The following is a 13,108-nucleotide window of genomic DNA, read 5'->3' as shown; positions in this document are numbered from 1 at the left end:
GATCCACCCCGAAGGGCTTCACCGTTCGACTTGCATGTGTTAAGCACGCCGCCAGCGTTCGTCCTGAGCCAGGATCAAACTCTCCGTGAATGTCTGCCCGACTGTGCTTACTAGAAGCGTCGGGACCACACTCGCGTTGAGCGGCACGGCAACCACCGGAATAGGGTGATCCCGCGCACTGCGTCCTCGCTGTGTTTTATTTCAAAAGGAATCTCCAACCCCGATCAGACGATCGAGGCCGGGGATGTCAACATATCTGGCGTTGACTTTTGGCACGCTGTTGAGTTCTCAAGGAACGGACACTTCCTTCGGTCTGCCTTCCAGCAGGCCCTCCGGGCGCTTCGTTCTTTCGTGTTTCCAGCTTATCAGATGTTTTCCGCTCCGTTTTCCCGGAGTTTCATTTCATCGGATTCGCTTTCCGCTTGTCCCCGCTCTCTCGCGGCGACTCCGGAACTGTACGGGGCCGGGCCCGCCACAAGCAAATCGTCCCGCCCTGCGGCTGCAGGGCGGGACGATCCGTCGTTCGGGCACCGTCAGGCGCGGCCCATCTCCTCGGCGATGGCCGCGGCGAAGGCGTCGATGTCGGCCTCCGTGGTGTCGAAGGCGCACATCCAGCGCACCTCGCCGGTGTGCTCGTTCCAGAAGTAGAAGCGGTAGCGCTTCTGCAGCCGCTCGCTCACCTCGCGCGGGAGGATCGCGAACACCGCGTTCGCCTGGACCGGGCGGACGACCTCGACGCCGTCGATCTTGCGGACGGCGGCCTCCAGGCGGCTGGCCATCGCGTTGGCGTGGCCGGCGTTGCGCAGGTAGAGGTCGCCGGAGAGCAGCGCCTCGAACTGCACGGAGACGAAGCGCATCTTCGAGGCGAGCTGCATCGAGGTCTTGCGCAGGTACTTGATGTTGCGCACCCGCTCGGGGTTGAGCACCACCACGACCTCGCCGAGCATCAGCCCGTTCTTCGTCCCGCCGAAGGACAGCACGTCGACGCCCACGTCCGTGGTGAAGGCGCGCAGCGGCAGGCCGAGCGAGGCGGCGGCGTTGGCCAGGCGGGAGCCGTCGACGTGGACGAGCATGCCGAGCTGGTGGGCGTGCTCGGTGATCGCGCGGATCTCGTCGGCGGTGTAGAGGGTGCCGAGCTCGGTGCTCTGGGTGATCGAGACCGCGAGCGGCTGCGCGCGGTGCTCGTCGCCGAAGCCCCAGGCCTGCTGGTCGAGCAGCTCGGGGGTGAGCTTGCCGTCCGGGGTGGGGACGGTGAGCAGCTTGATGCCGCCCATCTTCTCGGGGGCGCCGCCCTCGTCCACGTTGATGTGGGCGGTCTCGGCGGCGACCACGGCGCCCCAGCGCGGGAGCAGGGCCTGGAGCGCGACCACGTTGGCGCCGGTGCCGTTGAAGACGGGATAGGCCTCGGCCTTGTCCCCGAAGTGGCGGCGGAAGACGTCCTGGAGGTGCGTCGTGTAGTCGTCCTCGCCGTAGGCGACCTGGTGGCCGTCGTTGGCGAGGGCGATCGCGGCGAGGACCTCCGGGTGGATGCCGGCGTAGTTGTCGCTGGCGAAGCCGCGGACGGCGGGGTCGTGCCGCCGTACCGCGTCCGTGCCGGTGGGGTCGGTCATCGGGCTGTCAGCCACAGGTGCTGTCCGTTCAGTTCTGCTGCGGGGCGGTCCCAGAGGCCCGCGAGGTGTCCGGCGAGGTCGGCCGTGTCGGTGAAGCCCGCGAACTTCGCGTCCGGCTTCTCGGCCCGCATCTCGGGGCTGACCAGCGCCTTGATGACCAGGATCGCAGCAGCGGCGGTGGGCTCGCCGTCGGGGTCGGTGGTCTCCTTCTTGAAGGAGTCCGCCATGGCGAGGGTCCAGGCCTCGGTGGCCGCCTTGGCGGCCGCGTAGGCGGCGCCGCCGGCGGTGGGCTTGTGGGCGGCCGCGGCGGAGATCATCGCGTACCGGCCGGCGGGGCTGCGGACCAGCGCGGGCTGGAAGGCCAGCGAGGTGTGCTGGAGGGTCCGCACGACGGTGTCGTGCAGGAAGTCCCAGTCGTCCAGCCGGCTGTCGAAGAAGGTCTTGCTGCCGCGCCAGCCGCCGACCAGGTGGAACAGGCCGTCGACGTGGCCGTGCTCGGCCTCCAGGTGGTCGGCCCAGTCGTGGACCTCCTGCGGGTCGAGCAGGTCGATCACCTGTCCGCTGACCTTGGCGCCGCGCACGGCGATCCGGGTGGCGTCCAGGGCGGACTCGAGGCGCTGGGCGTCGATGTCGGCGCCGATCACGGTGGCACCGTCGGCGGTCAGGCGGCGCAGCACGGCCTGACCGGCCGGGCCGCTGGCTCCGGCGACGGCGATGACCTTGCCGGCCAGCGGGGCGTTGGCGGTCGTGGTCACGCGGCGACTCCCTGGATACCGGCGCCGGTGATGCCGGCGGTGGCGGCGATGACGCCGCCGAGCTTCTTGGACAGGGCCTCGTAGAACATGCTCAGCGGGAACTCGTCCGGGAGCACGGCGTCGCACAGCGCCTTGTTGAGGGCCTTGCCGTCGGTGATGTCGAGCGGCAGCGCCTCGGAGCCCTTCGCCCAGGTGGAGGCGGGGTGCGGGGTGAGGTAGCGGGAGACCAGCTCGTAGGCGGCGATCCAGTGGGCCGGCTTGGGCCGGTCGATGCCGTCGCGGTAGAGGGTCTCGATCTCGGCGCACAGCTCGTTGGTGACCTGCGGGGCCCGCTCCCAGTCGATGCTGAGGCGGTTGTCGCGCCAGCTCAGCGCGCCGTTCTTGTGCAGGTAGGCGAAGAGCAGCTGACCGCCGAGGCCGTCGTAGTTGCGCACGCGGTCACCGCTGACCGGGAAGCGGAACATCCGGTCGAAGAGGATCGCGTACTGGACGTCGCGGGCGTGGGCGTTGCCCTCGGCCTCCAGCTTCACCGCCTCCTTGAAGGTGGTGAGGTCGCAGCGGAGCTCCTCGAGGCCGTACATCCAGAACGGGCTGCGCTGCTTGATCATGAAGGGGTCGAACGGCAGGTCGCCGTGGCTGTGGGTACGGTCGTGCACGAGGTCCCACAGGACGAAGGTCTCCTGCGCGCGCTGCTGGTCCTGGAGCAGGCCCTCGGCGTCGGCCGGGATCTCCAGGCCGAGCTGCTGGACGGCGCTGGTGGTGACGGCGCGGAAGCGGGCGGCCTCGCGGTCACAGAAGATGCCGCCCCAGGTGAAACGTTCCGGCGCCTTGCGCACGGAGACCGTCTCGGGGAAGAGGACGGCGGAGTTGGTGTCGTAGCCGGCCGTGAAGTCGGTGAAGGTGATCGGCACGAACATCGGGTTGTCGAAGCGGGTGCGCTCCAGCTCGGCCAGCCAGTCGGGCCACACGACGCTCAGCAGGACGGCTTCCAGGTTGCGGTCCGGGTTGCCGTTCTGGGTGTACATCGGGAAGACGACCAGGTGCTCGAGGCCGTCCTCGCGCTGCTCCGCGGGCTGGAAGGCCAGCAGCGAGTCCAGGAAGTCGGGCTCGCGGTAGCCGGTGTCGGCCCACTTGGCGAGGTCGGCGTCGACGGCGGACAGGTAGGCGGCGTCGTGCGGGAAGTGCGGGGCGAGCTCCTCGACGGCGGCACGCACGGTGGCCACCAGCGGGTCGACGGTGTGCCGCTGCACGGCGGCGAGGTCGATGGAGCCGTCCTTGGACTGCAGCGGGCGCAGCGTCTCGACGGCCTCCTTCAGGCGCAGCCAGGCCGGGTGGCCGGCGAGGGTCGAGACCGGAGCGTCGGCCGCCGCAGCGAGCCTTGGCGAAAGATTCTGCATCGTGGACTCACTTCGACAGGAGTTATTTCAACGGGGACACCATAAGTACGAAAGGTTCTCCTGTTCAAGGGGGTCTCGACCGCCGAACCTCCGGCGGCGCCCCGGGTTCGTCTCCGCTTCGGCGCGGCGTCGACCCCGGGTCGGCCGCACGTCGGCTCCGGGCGGGCCGCGCCGCGTCCCGCGCCGGTTCGGAGGTCGAGACGGCGGCGGGCCGGCCGCGGGTCGGGGCCGAGTCCGGGGCCGACTGCCGGCCGGGCGTCAACGCGGCCTCGCGGCACGCCCCCCGACGGTCCGTCGGGGCCCCGCGGCACCGCGGCCGCGACCTGGGCCCGCGGCCGGTTGTCCGGCATGTGGACAAGCTTCTGGATGTTCTGGACAGATGCGCCGTCGGGATGCGAACCTCCCGCCATGCTCCCGGCGGTGATCACGGTGGCCGAGCGCCACACCGACCTGTTCCGGGTGCCCTCTCGTTGTCGCGACTGCTGTCGCGCGTGCGGCCGCTGCCGCCGCTGTCGCTGATCCGGCTCGAAGGGCGCCGCGGACGCGGGCCCGTACGCCGACCATGCCGCGTGTGTTCCGGCGCCGCCACCGGGGGGAAGTGACCCGCCGGGCTCGCGGCCCGCGCCGCCGCCCCCGCCGTCCCGCCCGGTCCTTCTCCCTGGAGCCCCGCCATGACCCTCCGCAAGCCGTCCGCCACCGCCCTGCCCCTCGCCGTCCTGCTGGCCGCGGCCGCCGCGCTGACCGCGTGCGCGCCGCAGGACGCCAAGTCCGACGGGGCCGCCGCGGGCGCGTCCGGGAGCGCCGGAACGGCGGCGGGCTGCGCACCGGGGGCGCTGGCGACCCGGACGGCCGGCACGCTGACCGTCGGCACGGACAAGCCCGCCTACGGCCCTTGGTTCGCCGAGGACAAGCCGGAGAACGGCAAGGGCTTCGAGTCCGCCGTCGCCTACGCCGTCGCGGACCGGCTCGGGTACCCCAGGGACAAGGTCACCTGGGTGGTCGCGCCCTTCGGCAAGGCCACCTCGCCGGGGGCCAAGGACTTCGACTTCGACATCAACCAGGTGTCCGTCAGCAGCGAGCGCAAGCAGGCCGTCGACTTCTCCTCCGGCTACTACGACGTGCGCCAGGCGGTCATCGCCCTGAAGAACTCCAAGGCCGCGGGGGCGAAGAGCATCGCCGACCTCAAGGGCGCCAAGCTGGGCGCACAGGTCGGCACCACCAGCCTCGACACCATCACCGGCACCATCAAGCCGAGCGTCCAGCCGGCCGTGTTCGACTCCAACGACCTCGCCAAGGCCGCGCTCAAGAACGGCCAGGTCGAGGCACTCGTGGTGGACCTGCCCACCGCCTTCTACATCACCGGCGCCGAGGTGCCGGAGGCACAGGTGGTCGGGCAGTTCGAGGGCGCCTCGCAGGGCGAGCAGTTCGGCCTGGTCCTGGACAAGGGCTCGCAGCTGACCGGCTGCGTCTCCCGGGCGGTCGACGCGCTGCGCTCCGACGGCACCCTGGCCAAGCTGGAGAAGCAGTGGCTCTCCGACGCCGTCTCGGCACCGGTGCTCAAGTGAGCGGCGAGGCGACGGCCACCGGGGCGGTGGCACCGGCGAAGGACGGGGGCGACGACTACCGCCCGTCCGAACGGCGACTGGCGCACGAGGCGTACCGGCGCGGCCGGGCCCGGCGGTCGGCGCTGATCGCCACCGCGTCCACCCTGGCGACGGCGCTCGTGCTCTACCTGCTGGTGGTCAACTCGCCCGGTTGGGAGGTGACCCGCCGGACGTTCCTCAGCGCCGACTACGCCCGCCAGGCGCTGCCCGAGGTGCTGAAGGGCCTGCGGCTGAACCTGGAGCTGATGCTCGGCTGCGGGGCCCTCATCCTGGTGTTCGGGCTGCTGCTGGCGGTGCTGCGGACGCTGCGCGGGCCGGTGTTCCTGCCGGTCCGGCTGCTGGCCACCGCGTACGTGGACTTCTTCCTCGGACTGCCGATGATCATCTGCCTGCTGGTGATGATCACCGGGGTGCCGGCGCTCCGGCTCACCGGCGTGACCACCGACCCGCTGCTGCTCGGCGGGGCGGCCCTGGTGCTGACGTACTCGGCGTACGTGTCGGAGGTGTTCCGCTCCGGGATCGAGTCCGTGCACCCGAGCCAGCGCGCCGCGGCCCGTTCGCTGGGGCTCACCAACGCGCAGGCCATGCGGTACGTGGTGCTGCCGCAGGCCGTCCGACGGGTGGTGCCGCCGCTGCTGAACAACCTGGTGAGCCTGCAGAAGGACACCGGACTCGTCTCGATCGGCGGGGCGATCGACGCCGTGTACGCGGCGAAGATCATCGCGGCCCGGTCGTTCAACTTCACGCCCTACCTGGTGGCGGGTCTGGTGTTCATCGTGCTGACCATTCCGCTGACCCGGTTCGCGGACTGGCTGACGGCCAGGACGAACCGCCGGCGGTTCCAGGGCGGTGCGGTGTGAACGCGCGCGGCGGGCGGGGGCAGCGCCGCGGGCGGGGCCGGCACGGCGGGCGCCGGACCGGCGGGTACGAGACGGGGTGGCCGGCCGAGCGGTGCGGCCGAACGGGTGAGGTGAGCGGATGAGCACGGCCGACGTGCTCCGGCTGGAGTCGGTGCGCAAGACCTACGGCGGCCAGGTCGTGCTGCGCGACGTGGACCTCACCGTGCCCGAGCACTCGGTGACGGCGCTGATCGGCGCGTCCGGCTCGGGCAAGTCCACCCTGATGCGGTGCGTCAACCTGCTGGAGGGGATCGACGACGGGGCGATCTTCCTGGACGGCGAGGAGATCACCGACCCCCGGACCGACGAGGACGCCGTCCGGCGGCGGATCGGGGTGGTCTTCCAGTCCTACAACCTCTTCCCGCACCTGACCGTGCTGGAGAACATCACGCTGGCCCCGCGCCGGGTGCACCGGCTCGCGCGGGCCCAGGCGGAGGCGAAGGCACTGGAACTGCTGGAGCGGCTCGGGCTGGCGGCGAAGGCCCGGGAGTACCCGGACCGGCTCTCGGGCGGCCAGCAGCAGCGCGTCGCCATCGTGCGGGCGCTCGCCACCGGGCCGCGGCTGCTGCTGCTCGACGAGATCACCGCGGCCCTCGACCCGGTCCTGGTCGGCGAGGTGCTCTCGGTGGTGCGCGACCTCAAGGAACAGGGGATGACGATGGTCCTCTCGACCCACGAGATGGGGTTCGCCCGCGAGGTGGCCGACCAGGTCTGCTTCCTGGACGACGGCGTGGTCCTCGAACAGGGACCGCCGGAGCAGGTCCTCGGCGACCCGAGGGAGGAACGGACGCGGCAGTTCCTCAGCCGGGTCGTCGCCTCGGGCCGGCTGCAGGGCTGATCCTGCCGGAGCGGGTACGGCGGGGTGCGCGCCCGAGGACGCACCCCGGCCGACACCACCGTGCGCCCCGGTGCGCGCCCTGGCCGCGCCCCGGCGGCAACCGTGATCGTGGACGGGACGGGGCCACCCGTCACCGATCGCGGGGGAGGCCGCCGTTGCACGGACCCGTCCTGATCAGCTGGCTGCTGGCCCTGCTCACCGCGGCCGCCGGGGCCTACTGCCTCACCCGGCTCCGCCGCTCCCCCTGCACCGCGGGCGCCCCGCCCCGCGCCGGCACCCGCCGACTGATCGCCCGCGAGTCGGACGCCGCCGAGGCCCTGATGGGGCTGGGCATGGCGGCGATGGCCGTCACCGGTGGAGCCGTCCCGGCCGCCGTCTGGGCCTCGCTGTTCGGGCTCCCGGCCGCGGTCTTCCTGCTCGCCGCCGCACACGCCCCGGCCCGCCGGGCGCACCGGCTGCACCACGCGGTGGGCGCCCTCGCCATGACCTACATGGCCCTCGCGATGACCGCCGGCACCGGCCACCACCACGGACCCGGCGCCGGAACGCCGCTGGTGACCGGCGCTCTGCTGCTCTACTTCGGCGGGTACTCGCTCTGGGCCGGCGCCCGGCTCCTGCACACCTCCGCCGGAACCCTGGTGGTGGGCGCCGCCGGACTGCCGCGGGCCTGCCGCCTCACCATGGGGATCGGCATGTTCGCCATGCTGCTGACGATGTGAGCCGACCCCTCCCCGCAGACGCGGAACCGCGGCCGTGCCCGTGTCCGTATCCGTGCCCGAACCAACGCCCGAGCCCGCTCCTGTGCCTGCGCCCGTGCCCGCGCCCGCGCCCGCCGGAGGGGTGCCGCTCGGAGCCAAGGCCCCGCCCCTCGCGTGGCGTTGGTCACTGGCCGGTCGAAAGCCGTTCCTCCGGACGTCGCCAGCGCATAGGTTGGCAGGGAGCGCCTCGTCGCGTTCCGTGCGTACTCGGGGAGCCCATGCGATGCCTGCCCTGATCGGTCTGCTGCTGCTCGGACTGCTGCTCTCGACCGTCGCGCCCCGGCTGCTGGCCCGGGCCCGCTGGGTGGAGCGAGAACCGGTACTGGCGCTGCTGGTGTGGCAGTGCCTCGTCGTCGCCGTGCTGCTGTGCTGCGTCCTGAGCCTGCTGCTGGCCGCGTCCGCCGCCCTGCCCGAGCTGCGCGCCCTGGTCTTCGCGGGGGCCCCGCACGGCGTCGAGGCCGCGTACGGTCTGCAGGACGCCGAGGGCTGGGGCCGGCTGTGCGCCGCGGTGCTGGCGGCGGGCGGGTTGCAGACGGCTTTCGCGCTCACCCGGGAGGTCCGGACGGCCAAGGCGGTGCGCGATCGTCGGCACGCCCAACTGACCAGCCGGGCTCCGGAGTTGCCCGAGGCCATCGCTGCCGCCCGGAACCGCCGGGAGCGGCTGGTGGTCCTGGAGAGCGTCCGCCCGGAGGCCTGGTCGCTGCCGGGCCCCGACTCCCGCCTGGTGGTGACCACCGGCGCGCTCCAACAGTTGACCGATCGGGAGCTGGCCGCCGTCCTGAGCCACGAGCGCGGGCACGTCCGGGCCCGGCACCACTGGCTGCAGCAGGCGTCGCAGGCGCTGGCCTCGGGCTTCCCGGGCGTCGGCGTGTTCAGCGCCTTCCGGGACCAGGTGGCGGAGCTGGTCGAGCTGGCGGCCGACGACCGGGCGGCACGGCGGCACGGCCGGCACACCACCGCCCTCGCGCTGGCCGAGATCAACCTGGACCGCGGGGTGTTCGGCTCCTGCCCGCCGGGGCTGGCGCAGTCCCCCCGCCGGGTCGACCGGCTGCTCGCCGGCCGGCCGCGGCTGTCCGTCCCGCACCGGCTCCGGCTCACCCTGGTGGCCCTCGCCGCGCCCGCCGCCGCCGTGCTGCTGGCGGTCGCTCCGGGGCTGGTCTCGCAGTTCTGAGGGCGGCCACCACCGGCCCGCGGGCGCGCGGAAACGTCGCCCCGGTCGATCGAAAAGGCAGTACCTGCAGCACGGCTGACGGAACGTCATGCGGCCGGTCCGGGCTACCCCTCGACCGTCCCGCCCGAAGCGGTCGACCCACTCGGCCCGGACGACCCACTCGGCCCGGACGACGCACTCGACCCGGACGGTCCGATCGGCCCGCCCAGGGTCAGTTCGAGCACCTCGCGGTGCAGCGGCCTGGCCTGCAGGTACCGCTCCTTGCCGGCCTCGGTCAGGGTGAGCATGATGCCGCGCCGGTCGCTCTCGCACATCGCCCGGGTGACCAGTCCGGCCTTCTCCAGTCGGGCGATCAGCCGGGAGAGCGCGCTCTGGCTGAGGTGGACGGTGTGGCCCAGCTCCTGGACCCGCACGGTGGGCCGGCCCTCTCCCGAGCACGCTTCGGCCAGGCGTTCCAGCACCTCGAACTCGCTCATGCCCAGCCCGCACTTCTCGCCCAGCTCGCGGTCGAGCATGCAGGCCGTGGCGGCGTGCCGGGCCAGCAGGTCGCGCCACTGCGCGACGAGACCGGCCTCCGCCGGGGAGTCGAGTTCAGCCACGCCGCCACGGTAGCACATGCATCGGCAACATATGTGTTCACATCTTATTCATTTGCATTGAATGCACACGCATGTACTGTCCTCCCCATGACCACCGCGACCGCCACGCCACCCGACGCCCCGTCAACCAGCGGGCTGAACTGGACCCCCCGCCTCTGGGGCACCCTCATCGTGCTCTGCGCCGCCATGTTCCTGGACGCCCTGGACGTCTCCATGGTGGGCGTCGCCCTCCCCTCCATCGGCTCCGAGCTGCACCTCTCCACCTCCGCCCTGCAGTGGGTGGTCTCCGGCTACGTGCTCGGCTACGGAGGCCTGCTGCTGCTCGGCGGCCGCGCCGCCGACCTGCTCGGCCGTCGCCGGGTCTTCCTCGTCGCGCTGGGCGTCTTCGCCGCCGCCTCCCTCGTCGGCGGCCTGGTCGACGACGGCGGCCTGCTGATCGCGGCCCGCTTCCTCAAGGGCGTCAGCGCCGCCTTCACCGCTCCCGCCGGCCTGTCGATCATCACCACGACCTTCGCCGAGGGCCCCGCCCGCAACCGGGCCCTGTCCATCTACACCACCTGCGGCGCCAGCGGCTTCTCGCTCGGCCTCGTGCTCAGCGGCCTGCTCACCTCCGTCGGCTGGCGCTGGACCTTCCTGATGCCCGTGCCGGTCGCGCTGCTCGCCCTGCTCTTCGCGGTCCGCCTGCTCCCCCGCCCCGTCGAGGAGAAGGCCAAGGGCGGCTACGACGTGCTCGGCGCGATCACCGGCACCGCGACCGTCCTGCTACTGGTCTTCACCGTCACCGAGGCGCAGGGCGCCGGCTGGCTGAGCGCCCGCACGCTGGGCTCCCTGGTCGTGGTCCTCGCGCTGGCCGCCGCCTTCCTGCTGATCGAGAGCCGTACCGCCCACCCGCTCGTCCGGCTCGGCATCTTCCGCAACGGCTCGGTCGCCCGGGCCAACGTGATCGCCTTCGCGATGACCGGTGCGTACGGCGGGTTCCAGTTCGTCGTGACCCTCTACCTGCAGCACCTGCTCGGCTGGTCGGCACTCCAGATGGCGCTCGGACTGCTGCCGGCCGGCGCCTTCATCGCGCTCTCGGCACCGTTCATGGGCCCGATCGTGGACCGCTTCGGCACCGGCCGGCTGCTGCCGATCGGCCTGGTCGCCCTGGTCGGCGCGTTCGCGCTGTTCCTGCGGCTGGACGAGCACAGCTCGTACCTCGGCCTGGTGCTGCCCTCGATGCTGCTGCTCGGCGTCGGCTTCGCGCTGGCCTTCCCCTCGGTGAACATCGCCGCCACCGACGGGGTGGACGACGAGGAGCAGGGCCTGGCCTCCGGACTGGTCAACACCGCGATCCAGGTCGGCACCGCCGTGGTCCTGGCCGGGGCGACCGCGATGATCACGGCCGGCAGCGCCGGCGGCGACAGCCCGCAGGCCCAGCTGGACGGCTACCGGCCGGCCCTGGCGTTCGTCACCGCGGTCGCGCTGCTCGGACTGCTGATCGCCGCGGCGGGCGCCCTGACGGACCGGCGCAGGAATTCAACCCCCCTGACCTCGGCCGACTATGATGACTCGTCAGCCGGTTCGAAGGAGACCCGGGAGGAAGTGCTGACCACCCGCTGAGCCTCGGTCGCCACCCTGGCCGCCCCCCGGCGGCCATCGGCGATGTCGCCGGCTCCACCAAACCCCCGTCTTGGTGGAGCCGGCCGTCTTCGTACCGGTCGCGGGACCGGCGCCGAGCGGCGCCCGACCAGCACGCGACCACACGGTGCGACCCTCGGCTCCGCAAGTATATTGGCTCGCAGCCAACGAACGTTCGGAGCAGACACGATGGCACCTCGGGGGGATTCGGTCAATGAGGAGATGCGGCAGCGCTCCCGGCGGCGCATCATGCGGGCCACCGTCGAACTCGTCGACCAGCGCGGATACGCGGGCACCACGCTGACCGACATCGCCGAGCGGGCCGGACTCGCCCGCGGGCTGCTCTCGTACTACTTCGACGGCAAACGGCTGCTGATGCAGTCCGCCACCCACCGGATGATGCACCAGGCCCTTTCCGGCGCCCTCGCCGAACTGGCTCCGGGCGCCTCGCCGGAGGCCCGGCTCGCCCGCGCGATAGACGCCGTCCTGGCCCTAGCGATGGAGCACCCGCGGGTCATGCGCTCGCACCTCGCGCTGATCCTGGACCCGGACACCGGGGCCTTCGTCCAGGATCCGGAGCAGCAGCAGCTCGGCGCGATCCTGCAGGGCCTGCTCGCGGACTGGGGCGCCCCCGATCCGACCGCCGAACACGCCGTCCTGCGCAGCGCGCTGATGGGCGGCTGCATAGGCGTGCTGCTGCCGGGCGCCGAGCTCCCGCTCGCGCCGATCCGGGCCGACCTGTTCCGCCGCTACGAACTGCCCTGGGAGCTGGGCCGCCCCCCGCAGGCGGCGCCGCCGGAACGCGAACGGCCGCCGGCCCGCGGTTGACGGCGGGAGGGCGGCTCGACGGCACGGGGCCGGACGGGGGCTGGAACCGGGGCGGGGGCGGAGCGCGGAGCACCGGTCACGGACGGGCCGTCGGGCGGCCCCGCCGGGCGGCGGCTCAGCGCTCCTTCAGGATCGAGGCCAGCAGGTCTATGGTGCGCTCGGGCGTGAGGCTGTCCACGCAGAGCCGCTCCATGACCTGGATGTAGGCGTCGACGTCGTCCCGCTTGTCCAGGTACAGCGCACTGGTGAGCTGCTCCAGGTAGACCACGTCCGCGAGGTCCTGCTCCGGGAAGCGCAGGATCGTGAACGCCCCGGACTCGCCCGCGTGCGCACCGAAGCGGAAGGGCATGACCTGGATGACGACGTTGGCCTGCTCGGCGACGTCGATCAGGTACTGCACCTGACCGCGCATCACCTTGGGCCCGCCGACCGGACGGCGCAGGGCGGCCTCGTCGATCACCGCCCACAGGCGCGGATTGGCGCCCTCGGTCAGCAGCTTCTGGCGGCGCAGGCGGAGGCTGACCCGCCGCTCGACCTCCTCCTCGCTGATGACCGGCCGACTCTGGCCGAAAACCGCCCGTGCGTACTCCTCGGACTGCAGCAGTCCGGGGATGAACTGCACCTCGTAGGTGCGGATCAGCTGGGCGGCCTCCTCCAGGCCGACGTAGGTCTGGAACCATCCCGGCAGCACGTCGTTGAAGCTGTGCCACCAACCGGACTTGTTCGCCTCGCGGACCAGGCCGAGCAGGGCCTCCCGCTCGATGCCGTCGTCCACCCCGTACAGGCTGAGCAGGTCGGCGACGTCGCGCTCCTTGAAGCTGACGCGGCCGAGTTCCATCCGACTGATCTTGGACTCGGAGGCGCGGATCGCGTAGCCGGCATCCTCGCGCGTGATGCCGCGCGTCTCGCGCAGTCGGCGCAACTGGGAGCCGAGGAGGATCCGGCGGACCATCGAGCCGCCGCCCGGCTGAACTGTGGTCATGCGGTCGAAACCTCCACCTAGGGCAAACAGCGCACAGTCTGCCATCA

General features: G+C 72.2%; 12 protein-coding genes and 1 rRNA gene. 7 read left to right on the top strand and 6 right to left on the bottom strand.

Translation table 11 applies throughout. The features are described 5' to 3' along the window. The 4 genes from ACFYUY_RS03455 to ACFYUY_RS03440 all read right to left on the bottom strand — a co-directional run. Positions 1–90, bottom strand: a 16S ribosomal RNA gene (locus ACFYUY_RS03455); the annotation flags it as partial. A gap of 443 nt (positions 91–533) precedes the next feature. Continuing rightward, positions 534–1,610 (bottom strand): low specificity L-threonine aldolase, encoded by a 1,077-nt coding sequence (locus ACFYUY_RS03450; protein WP_360221895.1) that lies wholly within the window; start codon positions 1,608–1,610, stop codon positions 534–536. Beyond that, on the bottom strand, positions 1,607–2,365 hold the full coding sequence (locus ACFYUY_RS03445) for an SDR family NAD(P)-dependent oxidoreductase (protein WP_360221898.1): 759 nt from the start codon (positions 2,363–2,365) through the stop codon (positions 1,607–1,609). Before ACFYUY_RS03445 ends, ACFYUY_RS03450 begins: the two co-directional genes overlap by 4 nt. After that, positions 2,362–3,762 (bottom strand): DUF6421 family protein, encoded by a 1,401-nt coding sequence (locus tag ACFYUY_RS03440; protein ID WP_360221901.1) that lies wholly within the window; start codon positions 3,760–3,762, stop codon positions 2,362–2,364. The genes ACFYUY_RS03445 and ACFYUY_RS03440 overlap by 4 nt, the downstream gene beginning before the upstream one ends. 671 nt (positions 3,763–4,433) lie before the next feature. Between ACFYUY_RS03440 and ACFYUY_RS03435 the strand changes: the two genes are divergently transcribed. The 5 genes from ACFYUY_RS03435 (at position 4,434) to ACFYUY_RS03415 (ending at position 9,032) form a co-directional block, all read left to right on the top strand. Then, positions 4,434–5,327: an ABC transporter substrate-binding protein gene (locus ACFYUY_RS03435; protein WP_387897473.1), complete on the top strand. Its 894-nt coding sequence runs from the start codon at positions 4,434–4,436 to the stop codon at positions 5,325–5,327. Then, entirely contained in the window at positions 5,324–6,226 is a 903-nt protein-coding gene (locus ACFYUY_RS03430; protein WP_387897522.1) for an amino acid ABC transporter permease, read from the top strand. The genes ACFYUY_RS03435 and ACFYUY_RS03430 overlap by 4 nt, the downstream gene beginning before the upstream one ends. A gap of 118 nt (positions 6,227–6,344) precedes the next feature. After that, on the top strand, positions 6,345–7,103 hold the full coding sequence (locus tag ACFYUY_RS03425) for an amino acid ABC transporter ATP-binding protein (RefSeq protein ID WP_387897471.1): 759 nt from the start codon (positions 6,345–6,347) through the stop codon (positions 7,101–7,103). Positions 7,104–7,258: 155 nt separating this feature from the next. Next, positions 7,259–7,822 carry a DUF5134 domain-containing protein gene (locus ACFYUY_RS03420; RefSeq protein WP_387897468.1) on the top strand — a complete coding sequence of 188 codons (564 nt, stop codon included), beginning with the start codon at positions 7,259–7,261 and terminating at the stop codon, positions 7,820–7,822. Positions 7,823–8,084: 262 nt separating this feature from the next. After that, positions 8,085–9,032, top strand: a complete 948-nt coding sequence (locus ACFYUY_RS03415; RefSeq protein WP_387897466.1) for a M56 family metallopeptidase — start codon at positions 8,085–8,087, stop codon at positions 9,030–9,032. Between the two features lie 104 nt (positions 9,033–9,136). Here the strand turns inward: ACFYUY_RS03415 and ACFYUY_RS03410 are convergent, their stop codons facing one another. Further along, entirely contained in the window at positions 9,137–9,631 is a 495-nt protein-coding gene (locus ACFYUY_RS03410) for a MarR family winged helix-turn-helix transcriptional regulator (RefSeq protein ID WP_387897463.1), read from the bottom strand. A gap of 87 nt (positions 9,632–9,718) precedes the next feature. On the opposite strand from ACFYUY_RS03410, the gene ACFYUY_RS03405 reads away from it, so the two are divergent. Together ACFYUY_RS03405 and ACFYUY_RS03400 are read left to right on the top strand one after the other, a co-directional pair. Beyond that, entirely contained in the window at positions 9,719–11,233 is a 1,515-nt protein-coding gene (locus tag ACFYUY_RS03405; protein WP_387897461.1) for an MFS transporter, read from the top strand. A gap of 240 nt (positions 11,234–11,473) precedes the next feature. Next, a complete protein-coding gene (locus ACFYUY_RS03400; RefSeq protein WP_360221922.1) occupies positions 11,474–12,079 on the top strand; it encodes a TetR/AcrR family transcriptional regulator in 606 nt (201 codons plus the stop codon). 115 nt (positions 12,080–12,194) lie between these two features. On the opposite strand, the gene ACFYUY_RS03395 is transcribed toward ACFYUY_RS03400, so the two are convergent. Next, entirely contained in the window at positions 12,195–13,061 is an 867-nt protein-coding gene (locus ACFYUY_RS03395) for a helix-turn-helix transcriptional regulator (RefSeq protein WP_360221925.1), read from the bottom strand. Between the last annotated feature and the right edge of the window lie 47 nt (positions 13,062–13,108).

The sequence above is a fragment of the Kitasatospora sp. NPDC004745 genome (assembly GCF_042873275.1).
Classification (GTDB): Bacteria; Actinomycetota; Actinomycetes; order Streptomycetales; family Streptomycetaceae; genus Kitasatospora.
Note: the sequence above shows the minus strand (reverse complement) of the source record. Positions and strands in the feature narration are given on the sequence as shown.